Genomic DNA, 23735 nt, shown 5'->3' with positions numbered 1-23735 from the left:
TAAAAATAAAATTTTAAATTTTTTAAAAATGATTTATTGATCATTTTGTTTATTCTTTTGAGCTTAATTTTTAGCTTTTTATCTAAAAATTCCTAGCTTTGTTGAAAACATGAAACTGATAAATATAGCCTTTTTTTGTGGAAAAAATTAGGCAAAGGCTTAAAAAAATGCCTTTTATTAGTAAAATTTGTTAAAATGCTAATTGCTTTGTTTTTAAATTAAAAAATTTATAAGTGAGGAAATTGTGAAAAAAATAAATAAAAAATTAACTTTCGTTTTTGCTCTTTCGCTAAGCATTTTAGCTCCAATTGCACTAGCTTCATGTTCTAGTGTTGCAAAAGCAAAACAAAATGACAATAAAAATCAAAATTTAATTAATAATAATTCAAACAAAGATTCATCAAAGCAAGACTTAGAAACTAAAAATAGTGACCAAAGTCCAAAAGTCTCTGATCCAAATACTTCAAATAAAGAAGATGAAGGCTCAAAAGCCCCTCAAGCAGATAATTCAAACAAAAACGAAGGGCAAATGACTAACCCTCAAAGTTCAGATAGTCCAAAAACTCCAGAGACTCCTAAAGGCCCATCTAATCAAGATAAGCCACAAGATAAGCCAAATACTAATGAAAATTCAATGACTAGTCCTGAAAATTCAGATAGTCCAAAAACCCCTGATAAAACTAAAAACCCAGAGACTCCTAAAGACTCTGGAAAATCAGAAAGTGAAAAAACTCTAGAAAATCAATCAAAAGAACCTAAAGTTCCAGAAACTCCAAAACAAGAAAATCCTAGTGATCCACAAAAAAATATGGACAATAGCAATTCTTTAGAAAATCCAAAAAACGATAATTTAACAAAAGAAAAACAAGGCAAAATTATCGATGCACTAAAAGCTCATCAAATTAGTTTTATTGATAAAGACTTTATGAATAATCCAGATATTTCAGATTATAAACTTGGTCAATTTAACTTAAATTTAGCTGGTGAAAAACCAAAAATTACTGATAATTCATTTACATTTAAAGCATCAAAAATTGTTCAAGATCTTGAAAAAGACGTTGACATTAGTATTTCTCTTGAAAAAGTAACTGAAAATGAAGTTTCTAAAAAAAGAACAGCAACTTTTAAAATTGTTGCCCAAGGCTATGAGGATATATCTAAAACTCTTGAATGGAGCTACAAAACTAATCAAGAATTTTTAAACGAAGTTGTCAAAGACGGTGAGATTTATAAAAATCTGCAAAGACAAGTTGCTGAAAACATTGATGAAACTAAAAAAAGATCTCAAATGATTCCGCTAGAATTACAAAAACTTAATCATAGTTTTAAAACTATTCCTCTTAAGTATCTAATAAAAGCTGATTTTCTAAAATATCATATAATTGATGATGAAAATGGTAAAGCTCATTTGAAATTTAAAATTTCAAGAGGTAGTTCTAATAAAGAAATTACTCTAGTTATAGATGGATTTGCAAAAGTAGGTATTTTAGACAAAGACTATAGCGGAACACTTAGAAATCAAAAATTTGATGTAATTGCAAGTAGTTTTTGAAAAGATATTTTTCACCAATATCCTACCTCTAGTGTTTTTAGACACTACAACAGTGGTTATTATTGACTAGCAGATTCAGCTGATGAACAGCCTTGACTACAAATGTCATTTAAAGACGATGCTCAAGGATTAATTTATGGTTTTGAATTATTATTTTACAAAAATCCAAAATACTATAAACCAAATTCATATGTAGTTGAATATCAAGAAGCAGCTAATGGTGAGTGAAAAACTATTGATAATCCAGAAATATGACCAAAAACTACAAATGAAGATTTCAAGCGTGGACTAGTTAGAGAACATGTAATAATTAAAAAGGATAAAATTCATGCAATTAGAATTAAATTTGTAAATAAACCTTACTATAGTTCTATTGTTAGTTTAAATCCTATAGTTGCTCAACAAAACTAATTAAATAATTAAAAAACTATTTAACAAATAAATAATTAAGATGTCAAAGGCATTTTAATTATTTTTTTAACTTTTTTAAAAGATATAAAAAAGCACTTAGCTTGTTTTGATTAAACTAAGTGCTTTTTTGAAATTGAAGTAGTTATTTTTAAAAAAAACTAGTCTTCAAATAATTTTAAATATTCTTTGTAGCCTTCTTTTTCTAAGTCTTTTTTTGGAATAAATCTTAAAGCAGCTGAATTTATACAATATCTTAGACCACCTTTATCTTTTGGACCATCTGTAAAAACATGTCCAAGATGAGATTGAGCGTTTTTTGATTTAACTTCAACTCTTCTTAGGCCATAAGAAAAATCAGCATTTTCAACAATTTCATCCTTTTTAATAGGACTAGTAAAAGCAGGTCATCCAGATCCTGAGTTGTATTTATCTTGAGATTTAAAAAGAGGAGTTCCATCAACTATGTCTACATAAATACCCTCTTCATAATGATTGTTATATTCATTATCAAAGGCTTTTTCGGTTTGACCTTCTTGAGTTACTTTGTATTGCAAAGTTGTTAGTTCTTTTAATCTTTGTTCTTTTGTTTTATTCATTTAATTAACCTTTCTACAATATAAATAGATATTCATAAACATTTTAAATTATTTTTAATTTTTCTTTATTTATAGCTTTAAAGATTTTAAGTTTTAAAAACTTTTAAAAAAATAAAAACTAAATCTAAAACTTTTTATTAATTTGAAAAAATATTTTTTATAATAGTTGCCAGACTAATTTAAAAAATTTAAAAAAATAATTAAGTATTATAATATTAATGAGTTTTATATCCTTAAAACTTAATTAAAATTCCTGACAATTCTATGTAAAAAAACATTTTAATTTGTAAATAAATGAACAAAAATGTTCCTAAAGCACTTTAAAAACCTAGATTTTTTTAAAAAAATGGTAAAATTTTTACTTAATTAATAATTAATAAAGAAAGGAATTTCTATTATGAAAATTTTTAAAACTGGAAAAACCAGAAAAAAATTGTTGTTTATATTATCTGCAACTTTGCCCCTTTCTGTAGGTTCTGCTGCATTAATTTATTTTTCTAATAACAAAAATTCCAATGAACATAATGAACTTTTACGAGATACAGATCCTGATCAAATTAAATTAATTCCAAAAAATAATCTTGATTATAGACAAGCAGCTCCTTCTAATACTGATTTTAATCTTCCTGAAATTCAAGAGCCTCTTCCAGAGCCTGAAAAACCTAAAGAAGAACCTCAACCTTTACCTGAACCTGAACCTGAACCTAAACCAGAGCCAAAACCAGAACCCAAACCTGAGCCTAAGCCCGAGCCTGAGCCAGAACCAAAACCAGAGCCAAAGCCAAAGCCAGAGCCTAAACCTGCTCCTCTTCCTAAACCCGAAATTCCTAAACCAATACCTAAACCACAGCCTAAACCCTTACCACCTCAACCTAAAGTTGAAGAGCCTAAAAAAACCCCTCCTATAAGACAAAGCAAACCTAGTGATGAAGCAAAAGAGGGTCAAATAGTTGATAAAATAGTTAAATTTGGTGGTGTTGATATAAAAGTTAAAGTTAGAACACCAAGAACAAGGAAAGTATCTCAAAAAGATATTGATGATAAAATAGCAAATAGAAATCCTTATCGAAATGACATAGCTGACCATGTTATTTCTGCTGAGGTAACTCCAGAGTATATTGAAAAAAATAGACAAAATGGATTAAAAGGTCTAAAACAAAATTTCCTTGCTAATCAAAACTTTTTACCTAATTTATTAAATGCAAAAGAATCAGATGTTTATAAGATAGCAGATCAATTAGCTGGTAATCCAACTGAATTTTATACAAGAGTTATTGCAAAATTTAAACAACTAATTGATGATCCAAATTGAGTAAATCCTAATCTTCATAATCGTGATTATAGAGGAGATGATACTCCCGATCCAAATCCAGAACTTCAAAAATTCTTAAAAAATGGTTATACCCTTGATGATGTTAAAAAATTAGCTGAAATAAGAAAAAAAAGAATTCAGGAAGTAGTTGATGACTATGATCCTTATGCAAAAGATCCTAAGAAAAAAATAAAATGTTATTTTGGACCTAATTGTTTTGAAGGTAAGAAAAAAGGTCATGTATTAGAGTATTACATTAGAACAATAAACGTGATTGACACTAATTTGTTTACCAAATTAGATAGTAACACTGAGCAAGATATTAGAAAAGGTTATGTTATTGATGAAGAAAATGACAACGTTTTTATAAACTCAAAAGGTGAGATAAATTCATATTCAAAAGCTCCTTTAATTAATGGAACTAAAATTCTTTATGAAAAAGATAACACTGAAAGAAGAGCTTTTGGTTATTCAAGTTGAAATTGACGTTTTGGTGGCCAAATTGGTGAAGGAAGCTATCCTGGATGAACCAAAACTGACATTACCACTAGCCCTGAATATAAAAAGTATAATGTTTCAAAAAGAGATGGAATCAATATCTCTAAATTAACAAGAGATGTAAAAAGTGACAAACATAGAAACGAAGGAGTTGTTGTTACAATTGATGCAGCAAATCCAAGTGGTTATTCAAAAGCTAAAAAATTAATTGAAGATCTAACAAGAGATGGTAAACCAATAACTTCTTATAGAATAATGAACATGGGATTAAAAGATGACAATCAAAGATTTTCTGAGATACTAAAAGTTTTACCTAAAAAACTAGCTCAATTAGAACTATTTTTTGAAGGTTTCAACACTTCATCATTAATTGAATTAGAAAACAAAGAAATTGATGAGTTAGGAATTTTTACAAGCAAACACAGACCTTATTTTGATCAATGAACAATAAATCCTTATGCTCTTAGAAATGTTGCTTGAGTAAATACAATTGATTATAACTATGTTCATGAAGCTAATAGAAGAGATCTTCCTTATTCAAGAATAGTCTTTAACACTTTAGCCTTTGATGCAAAAGACTATGATAAAGATTTAAAAAGAATTAACTTGGGTCTAAGAATGGCATACTTTACTAGAAATAATGAAAAAATCTTCCAAGGTGGTTTTGGTCCAGGACTTGATCCTGACCATAAAGAGGGACAAAACTCTTATCCAACAAGACTTGATTTTAGTAGAGTTCCAGCCATAAAATCTCTAAGAGGTCTAATTTTCTCTGATGAGCAAAAAACCGAAAATGGTAGGCGTAGAATTAAAAACTTAAAATTACATAATACAGGTAGTGTTTTTGAAATTGATGTAGAAGAGTTAAATGAAGCTCAATTTGATGCAATATCTCATGAAGAGCCTGGACCTCCATTTGCTAAAATTGAATTTTCTAATGGTAATCAAACCAAAAAATTGAAAATTACTTCAAAAAATGGCGCCCAACTAAATGGTTCAGGACAAGCAAATCTTAATCTATTACTTAAACTAGCAAAAGATAATTTAGGTTCAGATCCAGAAATTATAGTTGATAGAAATAATTCTCAATTAAAAAATAGTTTAATAGGTAGAAGAACAACTGAAAAAGATAATGTTGATTTTATATAATTTCAAAATCTAGAAATACTTTAAAAGGTGGTTATAATGAAAAGAAAATGAAAAAAAATGATAATTTTTAGTTCAACTCTAGTTTTAGGATTTGCTCCTTTAGTTTTAACTTCTTGTCTAAATTCATCAGATGATAAAAAAGTTAATAGCCTTCAAGAGCAAATTAATAATTTAACAACTCAAAGAAAAACTTTAGAAGACAAAATTTCTATGTTAAATAGTGCTAATAAAACTCCAGAAATTCAAAAACAAATTGAAGATAGTAATAAAGAACTTCAAAAATTAACAAAGGATATAGAGGCTAAGAAAAAAGAAATTGATTCTATAAATCCAAGTAAAAAGCCAATTGAAATTCCTAATTCAAAAACACCAAATTATGATAATTTAGTTTTTGATACCAAAACAATTACCATAAACAAATATGAACCATTAGGAAGATCAAAAGAACATCTTTATGCAACAGATATTCAACTAGAAAGTCTTGAATTAGTAACAAGTGATTCAAATTTTTCACTAAAAGCTAAAGCTCTAATTCCAGATAGAGATGCTCAAGGTAGATCTATATCAAATACAACTGGTAAAATCTATATATTAGTTGAAGTTACAAATGTTCACAATAAATCAAAACGTGATGAAAAAATTCTAATTGATGGCTTTAAAACTAGTCCTTTTAATATAGGATCAGATGGAAAAATTGAAAGTGATGCTTCTTCTGCTTTAAAATCTGATTTACAAGAATATGTAGCGGCTAATTCTTTAGAAAGATTCCATAAAGACAATCCTAAATATCTAGATATACTAAAAAGACAATTAGGAGCTGGTAATTTTGACATCACTAAATATAGAGAAGATATAAAAAGAAATTCAACTGCAGAAAGTGAATTTGATAAAAAAGCTAAAGAATTAAATCAAGATTCATATGAAAATCAACTAGTAAAAGGTTTTACTGTTCCTGTTTATGATCAAAGTGGTAAAAATTTAGGTTTAAACATAAAAGAAGAAACAGTTGTTAAAGGTCCTTCTTGAGTAGACTCTGTTAATCGAAATTCATATTCAGTAGCTGGTTTGGCAAGAACACTTCCAAATGAAATGTATAAAAAAATAGCACTTCAAACTTATTCAGTGGACGTTTTTAATCCAAAGAAAAATGCAAATGGTGAAATTGAAGATGCCGAAGTTTCAACTAAAGATACTGGAACAATGTGAATTTTGGATTATGAAAAAACAAATAATGGTAAATACCCAACTAAATGATACTTTGGTACTAATGTTCACGTTATAGATAAAGTTAATGCAGAAACAAAAAATTTAGGTATTACAAAGTTTAATAAAAATGTTCCTATTAGAACAACTTTAAAGACAACTTTGGAAAATGACTTTATGACTCAAATTGGAATTGTAAAAAAAAGTGGTCAAAGTGAAAATCCTTTTAAAGTAGTTTATACAGCTACTGATTACTTAAGATCAAATCCAAGTGATTATTTAGTTGAGGAACAAAAGACCAAATATAAAGATTTCCAAGAATTTATTGATTTTGCTGTTTTGGAAATTGATTTTACAAAATTAGATCTTCAAACTAGAGCATCAGCTGAAGAATTTGCAAGAGAATTTACTAATGGATATGCAGAAAATACTGCTGATCATATTAAATTCTTAAAAAACTCATATTTAAAAGATTCTTCAAAAATAGATGTACCTTTATCTAGAGCAGAAAGAGATGCAAAATACAAAGGTGATTCTTTATTTGCTCTTGGTTTTCCTTCTACAGCAGGTGATTATTTTTTAGATAAATATCAAGATTCTAGACAAATTGAATTTAATAAAGTAAGTACATCTCTATGAGTAAATGGAGAGTCAAGTTGATATGGTCAGTTAAGTATTCCTGAAAATGGAGAAGATCACTTTAAAGATCAAATTAAAAATGGAAATTATTTATCTTATACTTTAGGTTATAGATCATTTATTGATAAACCAGGAATTGCTGATTTATTTATTCTTTCACCAATTGAAACTGCTAAAAGAGATCCAGAAACTCAGCAAATAAAATATTTTGAATATGATGGTAAAAAATATTTATATTCAGGTTTGAGTTATGCTCCAAAACATTATTCACCAATTGGTGGTAGTTCAGGAAGTTCAATTAGAAATCAAAATAATGAATTAGTTTCAGTTTGACATACAGGAGCTACTTCAACAAATTCAGGTATTAGTTCAGCTTTTCGTTCAGAAGGATTTGATTACAAAGGTTTATATGGACAATATAATCTTGGTCAATATGACCTAATTTATGGAGGAGGAAAAGACCAAAAAGAAGGTGCTTCATATCGAGAGGCTCTTAAAAAATTATATGGAGATTCATTTAAAACTAATCTTTTTGAAAATATAAAAGAAGTTCCAAATGATTTTAAATTTGACAATTCAGCAAAGGCGAATAACTCATAATTAAGAGTTTAAATATATGCAGATTAACAATACTATTTCAGAGAAAAAAATCTATTCCAAACATTTAATTTTGGAAAATAAAAAATTGCTATTAAAGTTCTATAAATCAACCATTTTAGTCCTTTTTGCAATTTGTTTTATTTTAATCTTTTTTCTATACGAAAAAACAATCTTTAATGCAACAAAAGATTTCGACATACCAATCTTTTTGAATTTTAAAAATTTATTTGACAAACAATTTAATTATGTAATTTTTTATAAAACCTTTATTTTGATATTTGTTTTAGTTTATTCCATTAAGAAAAACTATAGCTCAGTCCATTTCCAAAGAGAATCAATTAAAAACTATTGAATTTGATTTTTATTGTATTTGTCTTTTTCAATATCTTCATTAGCACTTTTAATCTTTTTTAATCCTTATAATAAAATAAATGCTAATTCAACTATTGATGTTTATGCAAGTGTTGCTCAATCTTATTTTGATTTAATTTATATTTTTGTACCTCTAATTGTTTTAAACATAGCTTATTTTCTATACTTGAATTTCCAAAATAAAAAAACAAACCCAATTTTCTTTAAAAGCCGTTGAATAGGTATTTTATCCCTTATATCACAAATAATTCTTTTTGGACTTTTTTATACTTTTAGTTATGCATTTTTAAAAGGACCAAGCATCCCAGGATTTCTTTTTCATGAAAATAAATTTTATGATTATTTAGTTCAAATATTTGAAGTTAAAAAAACTTCAAATCTACTAATTATGACATTTGCATCATTGGCTTTACTAATTTTGTTAGTTTTAGTTAATTTACAAAACATTGTCTTTTTAATGTCAAAACAATTTACTAATGAATATTTCAAAAATCAAATTAGTTTAAATATGGCAATTTATGCAGCTGTTTTAATATGATTTATTAGAATTTTGTTTATTAAAGTTGATTTTAGTATAGTTCCAGGAAATTACAATCTTCAATGAGTTTACCTTTTAGTTCAAGTTGCTGTTTTGTTAGCTCTTCTTGTTATAAATATTTTTCTACAATATTGAAACAAGAAACTTTCATCTTCAAATTTAATTAGCATACTTTATTTATCATTTTTTACAAGTCTGATGTGAATTAGTTACTATTTAGTTACTCTTTTTATAGACAATCCCCTACAAAAAAATATTCATCTTTTATCAACTTCTTTAATAAGTGCAATTAATGTTGGGTTTTTTGTTTTCAAAAACAAATCATCAGAAAACCACAACATGATCTTTATCTTAATCTTTTTAGTCTCAAGTATAACAACTCTTGTTTTTGCTGGATTACAAGTTATCTTATTAAACAAACAAAATTATGCTTTCTATGCTATTAATTCTCAAATATCACTTGATGAAATCTTTGTTCTTGTAAATATTGCCTTTATTAGTCTATTGTTTTTAGTTTCTTTTGTAAAAACTATCTATATTGCGGCTAGATTCCAAAACAAAAATATGAAAACACAAAGCATTTAAATTAAAGACAAATTTAGGAGAAAATATGGATTTTAAAAAACTTTCCCAGAGAAAAAGCAACTTAGAAAAAATTAGAATAAGAGCTATTAATGACAAAAACATTGGTTTAATTAACATTATGAAACTTAGCAAGTCTTTGAATGTTTATACAAATAATTGTTTAATTAACAAGGCTTTGTTTAATTTACTTAGAGATAAATACAATGTTGAAAATGATTTTATTAATAAAAAAAGTAAAAATAAAATTACTAATTTTTTAATTGATAAATTTGCTGAAAAAAAAGAGCTTTGAATTTATTTAACAGAAGATGAAAAAGACTCAACTGATGGATATATTCGTTATGAAAATATGATCTTAAATCAAAGCAAAGATAAAAATATTGAATTTGTGCCAATAGGTCCAAGAGCTCTTGAGTTTTGTCAAAAAAATAAGTTAAAAATAGTTGAGATCTTTGATTTAAAAAAAGTTAAAAGCAACTTTGCTCTTTATTTAAGTAGATTAATTAAAGCTTTATATTTTGAAAATGACTATGAAAAAGTTAACTTTATTATTAACTCAAACAAAAACTACAACAACTTCTTTACAATTCTTCCAATAGATGACTTTGATGCTTCTAAGTTAAATTCAAGAAATGAAATCAAGTTTAAATTTGAACCAAATAAACTAAAGTTTTATCCAGATGTCAATAATTTTGTTGAATCACAAATAAATGTTTATTTGGAGAATGCAATTCAATCTTTAATTATCGAATCTTCATTTTTTAGCTCTAAAAGCTTTTTGGTAAAAATTAACAAAATAATCAAAGATGTTGAAGAAGAAATTTTAAAATTATCTAGACAAATCATTAAAATCCAAAGGGAAAAAGAAATTGAAGAAATTGTTTTATTAACTAGAAACAACATTAGATTCTCACTTGATAAAAAGGAAAAATAGTTATGAAAAATTCAACAAATAATATTGGTTTTGACCTTAGAATTCATTTTTTAGACAACCAACAATTGAGATTTTCTAATTCTAAAATCTCACTTGTTTCAGAGAGTGAAAATCAATTTTTTGTCCTTGATCCTAACTCGGTTGCTAGTTATGAAAAAAATTTAATTGAAATTGAGAATCTTAAAACTAAAAACAAAAAATATGTTTTTTTAAAAAATTGTAATGTACTTGTCTCTGACAACAATATTTGGGTAAATAGCTCAAATAAAAAAAATCTTTATGAAAAAACTAATAAAAAAATTAACAACAAAGAAAAGATAAAAACTCTTTCAAAAGAATTAGCAGAGTTTAACTTAATGCAAAAAATTGGTATAGACTTTGAAGATTTTTTAAAAATTAGTGAAATTGAATATCAAATTTACAAAGAACAAATGAAAGAACTTTTTAAACTAGAGGAGTTTGAACATGAAAAATAAAAAGAAAAAACTCGTTAGTTTAGCTTTAATTGGTTCTTTATCTTTAGTTAGTGTTTTTTCTCTTAGTGCAACTCCAACTCAAGCTCAAACTGAAAGCGGTCAAAACACACCTAAAGATCCCCAAAAGCAAAAAAGAGATGTTAGTGTAGCTTTTGATCAATTTGCTGGAGTAGTAAGTGAAGGCCTAAAAGATGCCTTTGGAAAAGCTGTTTTTGCAACCATTGGTAAATTAAAGGATGAAAAAGCTAAAATCCAAAAGATTGAAACTGATGCTTATAAAAAAATCACCAAAACAGCCTACATTCAAAACATCATTAATTTTTTAGAAAAAAATAAAAAAGAAATTGAGCAAAACTATAGTAAATTTGGCTTTCACACTGTTTTTTTAAATGCCCTTTCAACATTAAAAGAACTTAATTGAGGAAGTGTAACTGTTGAAGAAGAAAAAGATGGCAAAAAAGAAACTAAAACATATGAACAAATTGTTTTTGGAGAACAAAGTGATAGCAAAAATTCATATGTAGGTAAAATTGGCCCAAATGGAAAAGTAACTTCAACTGAAAAAATCAAAAATATTAAGTTACTCGATGAAATTAAAGACACTACTAAAAAATACTCTGAAAAGTTAATAAATGATTTATATTCAATTATTTACAATGAAAAAGATGCCCCTGAAATTTCAGAAGAAGATCTTCTAAAATTTGATGAAAAAGACTCCAATGCAGCTATAGTTTTTAAAGTACCAAAAGGCTTTAAAGATTGGGAAGAATATATTCGTTCAAAATATTCTTCAAGATTTATTAAATTTGATCTTGAACAAAATAGATTTGAAGATGAAGAACAACAAACTCCTCCACCTCCTCCTAAGCCAACTTTACCTGAGCTTCCTAAACCTCTTCCATTGGTTCCAAATGATCCAGATGAAGGAAAAATTGAAGATAGTAACACTGTTAATCAACAAAGTTTAAGTATTTTATCTCCAATTATTAAAGACTCATATTTAAAAGATATTCCAGCGTTAATTAAAAATTTTAATGTTGATAAAAAAGTGAAAATTATTTCTTTTTTAATAATCCCGTAAATACAAGATTTCTATATGAAGTAACTCAAATTCATGATCAAGGTCAAGGGCCTAACAATTCTTTAGATCAACAATCACAAACTCAAGGTAAGATAAGAGTAACTGTTAAAGTTAGTGATAGAAACATTCCTGAAAGCACTCGTGAATATTTAGCTGATGTTGATCTTCCTTCACCAATTGTTGATATATCTTTTAGAGAAAAATTTAACCACTTATATGAAAAACAAATTGATGAAGTTAAAGATGTTTTTGTAAGTTTATATAAATCAGTTGGTCTAGATGATACTATGAAATTTATAAATTTAGGAGAGGGTCATTTAATAGCTGCTCTTTTAGCCTTTAATCGTCTTGGAACACAAATTGTTTATGGTTTAGATTTTTCAAAGTTACAAGAAGAAATTTTAAATAAATATGCCACAGGTATCCTTACTAAAGGATCAGTAAGAAGATCTAACTTAGAAATTAGAAGATTAATTCTTTCTGCTCTTTCTGCTTCAAAGTTCACAGTAGAAGGTACAAGTACTAAAATATCTCCTTTTGCTTCAATTCCTAGTGCTTTTGAAAGTGTTATAGATAAATTTAGACAAACATTTAAAAATGACATTGACTTTGACAAAATAAAACAAAAATTCAAAGAAGCTAACATGGATATTAAAGTGCTAGACCAGCTCTTTAATAAACTAATAAAAGATGTTTTCCAACTTCAAAGTATTGCCAATAATCCAAATTTTGATATTTTTACTTGATACGAAAGCTACATTAATAAAACAGAAAAAATAACTCAACAAATCAAACATCTTAGTGCACTAACTTACATTGGACAAGATACAAAAGATCCAAAAAATCCTGAAGAAGATACAAAAACTAAAGCTTTAAAAGCTTATAATGAATCAAAAGTTTTACTTAATGAAGAAAAAAGCACACAAAAAAATGTTCAATTTATTTTGGGTATTATCTTAGAAGTGGTGGGTACTCTTGCTTTATTAGGAACTTGAATTTCTACATTTACTAAAAAGAATCTTAAAAAGAAAAAAACTCTAATAATTTTAATTACATTAATTTCTATTACTTTAATTGTTGCTGGACTTCCATTAATTTTCTTAAGCTTATAAAATTAATAATAAAATTCCTATTTTACAAACAAACTTACCAAAAAATATTGGTAAGTTTTTTAATTGTTTTATCTTTAATTTTACTGACCTAACAAATTCAAAAGTTTTAAATAAAACAAAAAGCCAAAAAAGACTTTTTATAGAACTAATTAAAACAAAAGCTTTTGTCTATAAAACTTTTATAAAAACATTGTCTTATTTAATAAACAAAACATTGTCAGTTTAAGCAATTCAATTACTAAACTTTAGCAAAGTTTTTAAATAGTTTTTTTAGCCAAAATCTTTCTAAGAGCTTCTAGATTTTTAAATTAAAAAAGCACCCTTTGAGGATGCTTTTTGCAATTTGTTTATAAAGCTAATCTTTAAGTTTTTTAAACTTGCCAAGTTAAATAAGCTAAATTGATTTATATAATTGTCTATTTATTAGTTTTGAAAAAATTAGGTAAATTCCAAGAGGAATAATAATTGAAATAACAGAACCAGCTGCTACTAAATTCTCATGTCTACCCATTCCATGAGGAATGTCTCCTACTCTTAAGAATCAAAGTGAAATTGTATCAAAACCAACTCCATTTATTGTTTTTCCGGAAAGGATGTAAGAAGGTCATAAAAATGAATTTCATGTTGAAATGGTTGTAAAAATAACAGTCAGGAAAATAGGCATTTTTAATTTAGGTAAATAAACATAGTAAAAAACTTCAAGTTTATTTAAATTATCAATTTTAATAATATCTTTTTCTTTTTGACTTACCTGGTTAAATGAGTTGTGGAAATAGCTAAGTGAAAAAAATGAAAAAAATGATGAAGCAGAAAGTGAAAAGACTATGTCGGAGATATTAAGGTCATTAAGTACTCCTTTAATTCCTAAATAAATACTTATTTCAGGGACAATTGAGAAAAATAAAAATATTGAAAAGAATAGAGTTTTTATTTTTCTTGTTGTTAGATAAAGGCCATAACCACCTAAAAACAGAGAAACTAGTCTAATTGTAAGGGCTGTAATTACAAAAAAAAATGAATAAGTTAAAGACGATCAAAATTCACTATTTAAAATATCATAGTTTTTATAATTAAATCCATCAGGGACAAAACGAATGTTATCTTTTAGAGCTTCACTAGAGGAAGTCAGAGATAGAGTTATTAAATAATAAAGCGGAAAAAGAATTAAAAGCAATACAAAAATAACTATTGAATATTTAACAAATGAAAAAAGAGTTCTTTTAAACATATTGATTTAATCTCCTTTGCTCAATTTTTGCACTAATGTGTCTTGATGTTTTTCTTGTTATTTTTGTAAGAATATAAAAAGAAAAAATTAATGTCATTATGTAAGCAAAAATTATAAATGAAGCAGCTGAGGCTCTTTCTGGTTGGAAGTTGGTTCCTCTAATTAAATCGAAGATATAACTTGCAAAAGTAGTAGCTTTATTTAATTTTAAATCAGTAGTTGATTCAATTATAGCCCCTGGATAGAGCAAAATAGCGCTTATAAAGTTAATGTAGAAAATCAACATAAAAGCTCTTTTAATATAGAATCAATAAACGTTTTTGATTTTATCAGCTATTGTCAATCTATCAACTTTGAATTTTTTTGAATATTTTTCATTTGCTTTTGAAAGGGCAAATGAAAATAAAACAACATTAAAAGGTAAAAGCCTTCAAATATGGAAAATTGAAAAGGTTAATAAAACATGTTCTCTTGTAAAGGCAATGTTTGTTCCAAAAAGCTTATTAAAAACACTTTTTTGATCTCCAAAAAGGAAAATAAAACTTAGTCCTATAGCAAAAGATGAAATAAAAAACTGTGAATACAAAGTTGTAATTAAAAAGTTTTTAGTAACTTTTAGTGCTATTGAATTTATGATCAAAGAAAATAAAAATGCTACAACTATTCCAAGAGGGGTGGCAACTACCAAAAGAATATTGGAATTAAAAAAAGCATCTTTAAAATAAGGATCATTAAAAGTTGATTCAAAATTTCTTATACCAAAAGTAAAATTAACCCTTGAATGACGCTCATAAACACTAATGGCATCTTTAAAAGTTTTTATGATAGGAACAAAAGTAAAAATAATTACTAATAATAAAATAGGAATTAAAAAGCTAGTTGCTTTTAAGTTTTGAACTATAACTTTTTTAGAAAAGTTTTCTTTATTAAAAAAGTTTTGCCTAATATTGTCAATTTTTTTAAACATAAATTCTCTTACCGTTTTGATCAAAAATCAAAACATCTTCTTTTTTATATCTAATATTTACTTTTTGGCCTTTTTTGTACTCATTTGATAGAGAAATTACTTCAACTAAATTATTTGAAGAAGCTGAAGAAATGGTTAGAATGTCAAAATTTCCATTTGTTTTTAAATCTTTAATTACTCACTTACCATTTTGATCAGCTTCAACATTTATTTTATTTGATCTAATATAGTAAGATAAATTTTCTCTTTTTTCTAAAAGAACAATTTCAGGAAAACCTATGAATTTAGCCACTGCTAAATTAACAGGATTTTCAAAAAGCATTTTAGGCTCATCAAATTGAACTATGGTTTGACTATCAACAAAGATGATTTTGTCACTAATTAACATAGCATCATTTTGATCGTGAGTAACAAAGAGCATTGTAATTTGATATTGCTTTTGAATACCTTTTAGTCACTCTCGAGCTTTTTCTTTGATTTTGGCATCTAGAGAAGCAAAAGGCTCATCAAGCAAAATTATGTCACTTCTTTTTGCTAAAGCCTTAGCAATTGAAACCCTTTGTTTTTGTCCTCCAGAAAGAGCTGTTGCTTTATTTTTTAAAAGGTGCATGATATCAAGGTTTTTAGAAACATCAATGATATCTTTTCTAGCTAAAAAAGCAACTCTAGCATTAAATATAAAATTATTAACTGGACAGCTTCTTAGTTTATTTTGCCCTAAGCTTTTTATCATTTTTACTTTTTTAAAAAGCTTTAGATTAACGCTTTGTCAAAAAAGTAAAAACCTTAGCATCTTAAGTTTGCTTATAAGCTTTTTTAAACTTTTATGATCTAAAGAATCAACACTAGTTTGTTCTTTTTTAATATTATCAATTAAGGCTGTAATTTTATTGTTTTGGATTTTATACTCATCAATAAAACTTTGATATAAAAGCAAATCGTTTTGGATTTTTTTTCTAAGAATTAAGGTTTTTGTTTGCTTAAATTCTTTTGAATATTTTATTTTGATTGATTCTAAAAAAAGCAAAAATCTAACTAGTTTTAGTTTATTTATTACTTTTTTTTGTTGCTTTTTGTTTAAACTCTGAATTATTTCTCTTTTTTCTATAATTTCATTTAGTAAATTTAAAATCTTTTTATTTTTAACATTGTAGTCACTAATATATTTTTCAAAAAATATTGAAAGTTCTTTTATTTTTCAAGATCATGAATTTTTGATCGAAAGATAAATATTTTTGTAAACTGAAATATTTTCATAAAGGCTTGAGTCTTGAAAAACAAATCCAATGTTTTGATTATCTTTGGAGTTGTTGATTAAAATCTCTCCTTCTTTTTTCTTAACTAGTGATGCTAATGAATTCAAAAGGGTAGTCTTACCAGAGCCTGAAGGGCCTAGAATAGAAATAAAGCTACCTTTATCAACTGAAAAGTTAACATTTTCTAAAATAACTTTTTTACCATATTGAATTTTTAAATTTTTTACTCTTAAAATCTCATTTTTTTCTTTTTTTTGCATACTAAATTTCAATTATAAACTTTTTAAAATTAAAATATAAATAAAAAAACAAGTTATATAACTTGTTTGGTCAAAATGTGATATGGTGGGAACAAATGGACTTGAACCATCGACCTCACGATTATCAGTCGTGTGCTCTAACCAGCTGAGCTATGCTCCCATGAAAAGAATTTAATATAACTTCAAAGTTTCGTTTCAAGATTATACTAAATAATTTATATGTTTTTGATAAAAAAGAATTATCTTTTTGAAAATTGACGAGCTTTTCTCGCTTTTCTTAAACCTGGTTTCTTTCTTTCTTTAACTTTTGTATTTCTAGTTAACATTTTAGCTTCTTTTAAAACAGATCTATAATCAGCGCTTATTTCTAAAAGAGCTCTTGCAATACCTAATCTAATTGCTCCAGCTTGTCCTGCAAGACCTCCACCTCTAACTGTAACTCTAATATCAAAAGTGTTGTTTGTTTGAGTTAAATCAAAAGGTTGAAGAGCATCTTTGATATAAATATCTGATTTTAAATATTCTTTTGCTTCTCTTTTATTAATAGTAAATTTACCACTACCTTTTAATAAAATAACTCTAGCAACTGATGATTTTCTTCTTCCTAGTCCTCTAAAAGCAGGTGATTTTAATTGATAAGAAATAGCCATTATTTAACCTCAATTCTTACTGGCTGTTGTGCCTCTTGCTTATGTACACTTCCAGCATAGACATACAAGTTTCTAAATTGTTGTCTACCTAATTTTGTATGTGGAAGCATTCCTTTAACCGCTTTTTCAACAATTGCAATTGGTTTTTTAGCTCTTAGCTTAGCTGCATTAATTACTTTTAGCCCTCCAGGATATCCAGAGTGAGAGTAGTATTTTTTATCCTCTTCTTTATTAGCTGTTAATACAACTTTTTCGGCATTAATTATTACAATGTTGTCTCCCATATCAACGTTGGGTGTAAAATCAGGCTTATTTTTTCCTCTTAAAATTGATGCTGTTAAAGTAGCTAACTTTCCCAAAACTACACCATCTGCATCAATAAGGAATCATTTTTTGTTAACTTCTTTATGTTTAACAATAGTAGTTTGTCTCATTTATGGTTTCCTTTTTTATTTTATATATTAATTATGTTTTGATTCATAGTCAACTCTACAAAATAACATGACAAGTGTAACGGTCTAAGTCAAAATTTTGAATAATTGCTTTGAAATTATACATTAAACAAAAAAAATCAAAAAAAATTTTTTGACGGTTTTTTTCTTGAAAAACTAGATTAAATCTAATGAAAAAACCTTTCTTTTTTAGCTTATACAAAAAAATTTTCTTTATCCAAAAAAATAACAAAAAAGTATAAAAGTGGAAATAAAATGTATAATAGTGGTGGATAGTGGAAGAAAGTGGGGTAAAAATGGCTTTGTATGGAAACTTCGAAAGATCATTAGATCCTAAAAATAGACTTTCGCTACCTGCTAAGTTTAAAACTGAGCTAGGTAGCAACTTTTATCTAAGCGTTTTATTAGATGGAGTTGTTGAAATTAGAAATTCTGAGGAATTTGAAAACGAAGCCCATAAGTTTAAAACAATGAATGTCCTTGATAAAAATGCAAGAGACTTTGCTAGATTGTTTTTCCAAAGAACAGTTGAAGTTGAAGGGGACAAACAAGGAAGATTTGTTTTACCAAAGCACATCCTAGAAAAAGCCTCTATCCAAAAAGATGTTGTTTTAGTTGGTATGGGAGACAAAGTTGAACTTTGATCTAAAGCCAAATATGACAGCTTCCAAGATTCAATTGATGATGAAAAAATTGAAAACATTGCATTTAAATTAAAAGAATCAGGTGTTGAATTCTAATGCAATTGCACAAACCAGTTTTATTAAAGGATGTCATCGAAAATTTAGAAATAAATCCAGAGGGCATCTATGTAGATTTAACCCTTGGTTATGCAGGCCATTCTAGTGAGATCCTGAAAAAACTCTCAAGCAAAGGTAAATTAATTGGATTTGATCAAGACTCTTTTGCTATAGAAAAAAGTAGACAAAGGCTTAGTCAAATTAGTGATAATTTTGTTTTGATAAATGATAACTTCGTAAACTTTAAAGTTTATTTAGACAAAATGAATATTAGCTTTGTAGATGGGTTTTTATTAGATTTAGGTGTAAGCTCTGTTCAATTAGATTTTGCCCATAGAGGTTTTAGTTACTCCAAATTAGGACCTTTGGATATGCGAATGAACTTAGATCAGCCTTTAAAAGCAGATGATATTGTCAATGGCTATGATCAAGAAAGTCTTTGTAAAATTTTTATTGAAAACGCAGATGTAAAGCTTGCAAAGCAAGTTGCTAAAGGCATTGTCAATAATAGACCTATAAAAGATACATTAGAGCTAGTTGAAGTAATAAGATCTTCGCTTCCAGCTGCACTTGTTAGAAAGAAAAATCCAGCAAAGGCAGTTTTTCAAGCAATTAGAATTGCTGTCAATGATGAATTGATAGTTTTAAAAAAATTTTTGGCTCAATCTTTAGATTTTCTAAAAAAAGACTCAAAAATGCTCATAATCACTTTTCACTCAATTGAAGATAGAATTGTCAAGGACTTTTTTAAGAGACAAGTCAAGAACAAACATGATCGAAGGCTTCCTATTATGGAGCAAAAAGATTATCAAGTTAAAACTATTAAACCAACAGAGGAAGAAATTGCTCAAAACCGTCGAGCCAAAAGCTCAAAGTTAAGAATTATTAAAAAACTTTAATTTCAAGAAAGGACATGATCATGAATAAAATTAAAACATTTTTAGAAATAGGAGATTTTGAAATAAGTTTATTTTCATATTTAAAATTCTCTGACTCTAGTGAACCGGTTTTAATTTTGTCTAAAAGTTGTCCTATTCTTGAAAAAGAACTTGATGAATTAAAGCCATTTTTTCTAGATTACAAAAATGAATTTTTTAAATTAACAAAAACTCAACTTGAAATTTTAGACATTTCTCTAAGAGGAGAGTCTTTTGAACACAAATATCAAAATTTTGAAATACATGAAAAAATAATTAACAAAAACGTTACTAAAAGTTTAATCGAAATAATTATTAAAAAAGCTGAATCAAGATTTAAAAACTTATATCCAAATAGATATTTAATTGCCATTAACCCAATGTCATACATCATTGAAAAGGAAAATGGAGAACAAAAAGTCTATGACACACCTTTATTTCAGGAAAGTAAAATTGCTAGCCTTAAATTAAGGGCTTCAGTAGAGTCAATAAGTGATATAAAAATTAATCTTTTCATTAATTTTTTAAAAAATATCAACATTAAAGTTAATAAAATTCAAAACTATGACTCTCTTGTAAGTGAGGCCATTTCCAAAGAATCAGAAAATGAATTTGTTAATGTTCATGTTGATGAGATTTGAACAATTATTAGTATTAGAAAAAATAACAAATTGATTTTTTCAAAAAGACTAAAAAATGGTTATAAGCATTTACTAAACCTTTTGAAAAAATCGCATGTTCTTTTAAAAATGGAACACAAAGATGTTGAAAAGTATTTTGAATTAATTAATGCTTATTCAAATTCTTATTTGGATCAAAACAATAAAGCTACTTTACTAACCAATCCTAATATCGATCCAAAGAGAATTCTTGATTATGTAAATTACTTTTTTAAAAAATTTTTCAATGAAATTAAAATTAAAATTGATGAAATTTTATCTAAATTCAAAATCAAGCTAGATAATTTAATTTTTACAGGTAAATTTCAAAATCTAAATATTTTAAAACATTATTTCAAAGTTGATCTTGGAGATTTTAATGTCTCTGAGTTTGATTGAAACTTGTATGAACATGCTAATTTCAATCACTACTCATTAATTGGATTTTCTAAATTAAACTACCCTCATTTTGAAGATGATGGTAAAACTTATACTCTACCGAACATTTTTTATCAAAATTTCTCATATAATAAACAAGAAGAGTACAATGATAGTAAATTTATTAATTAATTATCTTGGAATTTTGTATTTTATAAGGAGAAAAGCATGTCGGATTTAGAAAATTTTATTCCTACTGCCAACATTAAAGTTATCGGAGTTGGTGGTGGAGGAAATAATTCTGTTGAGACAATGATTCAAGCTGGTATTCAAGGTGTTGAATTTATTGTTGCAAACACTGATATTCAAGCACTTCAAAGAAGCAGCGCTCCAAACTTTATTCACCTTGGTGAAAACAAAAGAGGTCTAGGAGCTGGGGCCAATCCTGAAGTTGGTAAAAAAGCAGCAGAAGAGAGCATTGTTGAGATTAAAGAAAAACTTAAAGGCGCAGATATGGTTATTATCACCTCAGGAATGGGTGGTGGAACCGGAACTGGAGCTAGTCCAATTATTGCTAAAATCGCAAGGGAACTAGGAGCTCTTACAATTTCAATTGTTACAACTCCTTTTGAATTTGAAGGTAATTTAAGAAATAAAAATGCCCAAGAGGGAATTAAAAACCTTAGGGCAGTTAGCGATTCAATTATAACTATTTCTAATAATAAGTTACTTGAACAATATGGTGATGCTCCTATGAAAGATTCATTTCTTTTTGCAGACACCATATTAAAGCACACCGTTAAAACCATAACAGATATAATTGCCATTCCAGCACATATCAACCTTGATTTTGCTGACGTCAAAACTGTTATGAAAGACAAAGGTGATGCTCTTATTGGTATAGGTAGAGCCTCTGGTAAAGATCGAGCTGTCAAAGCTGCCATCCATGCCATTAGCTCTCCGATAATTGAAACATCAATTCAAGGAGCAAGCCATACCATTATCAATATCACCGGAAGTGCTAATTTAACATTAACCGAAGTTCATAGCGCAGTTAATGTTATTAAAAACGCAGTAGGTCCTGAAATGAATACAATTTTTGGAGCTACAATCAATGAATCAATTGGTGATGAGATTTATGTCTCTGTTATTGCAACAGGGCTAAGCTCTTCTAAAAAATTTAATTCAGAACAAGAAATTAAAGATGAAGTTTCTAGCATGCTTAAGACAATGGAAATTGACCTTCAAGCATCAGAGACTAAAACTATTTTAATAAATGATCCTCTTCCAAAAGATGAGAAAATGGTTTTAACTTCTTTACTTGATAGAGACTCAAAAATTCTTGAAAAAGATGATTCTCAAGATGATACATTACCTTTTTTCTTAAAAAGAAACGTTTAAAGAAAAGATGTTGCGAAATTTCTTTATTTTGTCAATTTTAAAAAAAGGTAAATGATCTTCAAGAGATCATTTTTTTATTGTCTGAATTTTTATTTTTTATTAAACTATATAATGTTTAATTCAAAGACTAAAAGCTAGAAATTAAGACAATAAAGGATTATTTATGAAAAAAACAATTTATATTACAACACCAATTTACTATCCCTCGGGAGATTTACATCTAGGTCATATTTACTCTACTAATATTGCTTGAGTTTTAAGAAACTATAAAAAAATTCAAGGCTATGAAACTTTTTTTTCAACTGGAAGTGATGAACATGGCCAAAAAATTTTCAATAAAGCCCAAGAGTTAAAACTTGAAACTCAAGATTATGTTGATAGACAAGCTAATAAATTTATTGATTTTTGAAAAAAAGCCAATATTGACTATGACTTTTTTGCTCGAACCACAAATAAAGAGCACAAAGAAGTAGTTAGAGAAATTTTTCATAAGCTAAAAGAAAAAAACATCATTTATTTAGATAAATATGTAGGTCTTTATTCAGTAAGTGATGAGGAGTTTTTAACTGAGACTCAAGCTCTTAAAAAAGACAATAAATTTTTTCATCCTGTTTCAAATCATGAGTTAATAAAAATAGAAGAAGAGTCATATTTTTTCAATTTAAATCTTTTTATTGATTGAATTAAAGAATTTTTAGACCAAGACATAATTAGCTCAAAAGCTATTGTTAATGAATTAAAATCAAATTTTATTAATAAAGGACTAGAAAATCTTTCAGTTACTAGAATTAAACTTGATTGAGGAATTAAAATTGATCAAAGTTCAAAACATGTTATTTATGTTTGACTTGATGCACTTTTTCAATATTTAACTAATTTAGGTTATGGAAGTAAAAACCAAAGTTTATATGAAAAATTTTGAAAAAATGGTGATGAAAGAGTCCATGTTGTAGGTAAAGAAATTACTAGATTTCACTGTATTTATTGGCCAATATTTTTAAAAAGCTTAAATGTTAAAATGCCAACTAAAATAATAAGCCATGGATGAATTGTCACTCCCGAAGGAAAAATGTCAAAATCAAAAGGGAATGTAGTTGATCCTGTTGTTTTAATTGAAAAATATGGCTCAGAAGTACTTAAATATTTTTTAATAGCAAAGCTTTCTATTAAAAAAGATGGTGTTTTTAGTGAAGAGCTTTTAGTTAGTGCTTACAACAATGACTTAGTTAATACTTTTTCTAATTTAATTTCAAGAACAGTTAAGATGATCTTAAATAATTATGATAGGCCTTTAAGTTTTATTTTAAGCAAAGATCAAGAAGATCTTGAAATTGAAAAAGATATTAAAAATAGCTTTGAGACATTTTGCTCTTTTGCAGAAGAGTATGAATTTGACAAAGCTTTTGAATCAACAATAAATTTAGGTAAAAAATTAAATTTATACATTGACAAAACTCGTCCTTGACTTTTAACTAAAGAGGATCAAAAACTTGAAATTGTATTAAATAGATTGTTAAACGGAATTTATGCAATGGCTTTTGAGCTTTCAATTGTAATGCCTCAAACAAGTCAAAAATTAGCTAAAGCTTTAGGTTTTGAAAGTTTTGAAAAATCTAAATTAGAAGATTTTAAAAAATTTGATAACATTAAAATTGAAAAAATTGAAAATTTATTCAATAGAATTAAACTTTAAAGTAAAATAAGATTTACCTTATTATATTAATAATATAGTTCTATAAAATTAACAAAAATTAATTATTAATTTGTTA

The 23735-nt window shown here is 26.7% G+C and carries 19 protein-coding genes and 1 tRNA gene; 13 read left to right on the top strand and 7 right to left on the bottom strand.

Annotated elements, in window-relative coordinates:
* The first annotated feature begins 244 nt into the window (after nt 1–244).
* The gene (locus EXC36_RS02510) at nt 245–1963 is read left to right on the top strand and encodes a hypothetical protein (RefSeq protein WP_129690305.1); all 1719 of its coding nucleotides are present in this window, start codon (nt 245–247) and stop codon (nt 1961–1963) included.
* A 158-nt stretch (nt 1964–2121) separates the two neighbouring features.
* On the opposite strand, the gene msrB is transcribed toward EXC36_RS02510, so the two are convergent.
* Nucleotides 2122–2559: a peptide-methionine (R)-S-oxide reductase MsrB gene (gene msrB / locus EXC36_RS02505; protein ID WP_010925307.1), complete on the bottom strand. Its 438-nt coding sequence runs from the start codon at nt 2557–2559 to the stop codon at nt 2122–2124.
* 397 nt (nt 2560–2956) lie between these two features.
* Here msrB and EXC36_RS02500 point away from each other — a divergent pair, with 397 nt between their 5' ends.
* The 7 genes from EXC36_RS02500 to EXC36_RS02470 all read left to right on the top strand — a co-directional run bounded on the left by EXC36_RS02500 (nt 2957) and on the right by EXC36_RS02470 (nt 13058).
* The gene (locus tag EXC36_RS02500; protein WP_129690303.1) at nt 2957–5518 is read left to right on the top strand and encodes a putative immunoglobulin-blocking virulence protein; all 2562 of its coding nucleotides are present in this window, start codon (nt 2957–2959) and stop codon (nt 5516–5518) included.
* Between the two features lie 36 nt (nt 5519–5554).
* Complete coding sequence (gene mip, locus EXC36_RS02495) at nt 5555–7960, top strand: Ig-specific serine endopeptidase MIP (RefSeq protein ID WP_129690301.1); 2406 nt, start codon at nt 5555–5557, stop codon at nt 7958–7960.
* A 16-nt stretch (nt 7961–7976) separates the two neighbouring features.
* Complete coding sequence (locus tag EXC36_RS02490) at nt 7977–9455, top strand: MSC_0624 family F1-like ATPase-associated membrane protein (protein WP_010925304.1); 1479 nt, start codon at nt 7977–7979, stop codon at nt 9453–9455.
* A gap of 25 nt (nt 9456–9480) precedes the next feature.
* Nucleotides 9481–10389 (top strand): MSC_0622 family F1-like ATPase gamma subunit, encoded by a 909-nt coding sequence (locus EXC36_RS02485; protein WP_041364131.1) that lies wholly within the window; start codon nt 9481–9483, stop codon nt 10387–10389.
* Between the two features lie 2 nt (nt 10390–10391).
* Nucleotides 10392–10865: an MSC_0621 family F1-like ATPase epsilon subunit gene (locus tag EXC36_RS02480; protein ID WP_129690299.1), complete on the top strand. Its 474-nt coding sequence runs from the start codon at nt 10392–10394 to the stop codon at nt 10863–10865.
* Nucleotides 10855–11946 (top strand): MSC_0620 family F1-like ATPase-associated subunit, encoded by a 1092-nt coding sequence (locus EXC36_RS02475; protein WP_129690297.1) that lies wholly within the window; start codon nt 10855–10857, stop codon nt 11944–11946. Before EXC36_RS02480 ends, EXC36_RS02475 begins: the two co-directional genes overlap by 11 nt.
* 287 nt (nt 11947–12233) lie before the next feature.
* The gene (locus tag EXC36_RS02470) at nt 12234–13058 is read left to right on the top strand and encodes a hypothetical protein (protein ID WP_129690295.1); all 825 of its coding nucleotides are present in this window, start codon (nt 12234–12236) and stop codon (nt 13056–13058) included.
* A gap of 394 nt (nt 13059–13452) precedes the next feature.
* Here the strand turns inward: EXC36_RS02470 and EXC36_RS02465 are convergent, their stop codons facing one another.
* The 6 genes from EXC36_RS02465 to rplM form a co-directional block, all read right to left on the bottom strand.
* Nucleotides 13453–14286 (bottom strand): ABC transporter permease subunit, encoded by an 834-nt coding sequence (locus EXC36_RS02465; protein ID WP_129690293.1) that lies wholly within the window; start codon nt 14284–14286, stop codon nt 13453–13455.
* Entirely contained in the window at nt 14279–15253 is a 975-nt protein-coding gene (locus tag EXC36_RS02460; RefSeq protein WP_129690291.1) for a carbohydrate ABC transporter permease, read from the bottom strand. The genes EXC36_RS02465 and EXC36_RS02460 overlap by 8 nt, the downstream gene beginning before the upstream one ends.
* Nucleotides 15246–16769: an ATP-binding cassette domain-containing protein gene (locus EXC36_RS02455; protein WP_050780375.1), complete on the bottom strand. Its 1524-nt coding sequence runs from the start codon at nt 16767–16769 to the stop codon at nt 15246–15248. The genes EXC36_RS02460 and EXC36_RS02455 overlap by 8 nt, the downstream gene beginning before the upstream one ends.
* A gap of 83 nt (nt 16770–16852) precedes the next feature.
* Nucleotides 16853–16929, bottom strand: a tRNA-Ile gene (locus EXC36_RS02450).
* Between the two features lie 79 nt (nt 16930–17008).
* Nucleotides 17009–17419 carry a 30S ribosomal protein S9 gene (gene rpsI / locus EXC36_RS02445; protein ID WP_010925297.1) on the bottom strand — a complete coding sequence of 137 codons (411 nt, stop codon included), beginning with the start codon at nt 17417–17419 and terminating at the stop codon, nt 17009–17011.
* Nucleotides 17419–17853 (bottom strand): 50S ribosomal protein L13, encoded by a 435-nt coding sequence (gene rplM / locus EXC36_RS02440; RefSeq protein WP_010925296.1) that lies wholly within the window; start codon nt 17851–17853, stop codon nt 17419–17421. The genes rpsI and rplM overlap by 1 nt, the downstream gene beginning before the upstream one ends.
* A gap of 293 nt (nt 17854–18146) precedes the next feature.
* Between rplM and mraZ the strand changes: the two genes are divergently transcribed.
* The 5 genes from mraZ to metG all read left to right on the top strand — a co-directional run bounded on the left by mraZ (nt 18147) and on the right by metG (nt 23659).
* Complete coding sequence (gene mraZ / locus EXC36_RS02435) at nt 18147–18611, top strand: division/cell wall cluster transcriptional repressor MraZ (protein ID WP_129690289.1); 465 nt, start codon at nt 18147–18149, stop codon at nt 18609–18611.
* The gene (gene rsmH / locus EXC36_RS02430; protein WP_010925294.1) at nt 18611–19510 is read left to right on the top strand and encodes a 16S rRNA (cytosine(1402)-N(4))-methyltransferase RsmH; all 900 of its coding nucleotides are present in this window, start codon (nt 18611–18613) and stop codon (nt 19508–19510) included. Before mraZ ends, rsmH begins: the two co-directional genes overlap by 1 nt.
* Before the next feature lie 20 nt (nt 19511–19530).
* A complete protein-coding gene (locus EXC36_RS02425; RefSeq protein ID WP_129690287.1) occupies nt 19531–20757 on the top strand; it encodes a hypothetical protein in 1227 nt (408 codons plus the stop codon).
* 36 nt (nt 20758–20793) lie between these two features.
* Nucleotides 20794–21966, top strand: coding sequence for a cell division protein FtsZ (gene ftsZ, locus EXC36_RS02420; RefSeq protein ID WP_129690285.1), 1173 nt, complete (start codon nt 20794–20796; stop codon nt 21964–21966).
* A gap of 163 nt (nt 21967–22129) precedes the next feature.
* Nucleotides 22130–23659: a methionine--tRNA ligase gene (gene metG / locus EXC36_RS02415; protein WP_010925291.1), complete on the top strand. Its 1530-nt coding sequence runs from the start codon at nt 22130–22132 to the stop codon at nt 23657–23659.
* Nucleotides 23660–23735 lie beyond the last annotated feature (76 nt).

Source organism: Mycoplasmopsis pulmonis, assembly GCF_900660575.1.
In the GTDB taxonomy this organism is placed as follows: Bacteria; Bacillota_I; Bacilli_A; order Mycoplasmatales; family Metamycoplasmataceae; genus Mycoplasmopsis_B; species Mycoplasmopsis_B pulmonis.
Note: the sequence above shows the minus strand (reverse complement) of the source record. Positions and strands in the feature narration are given on the sequence as shown.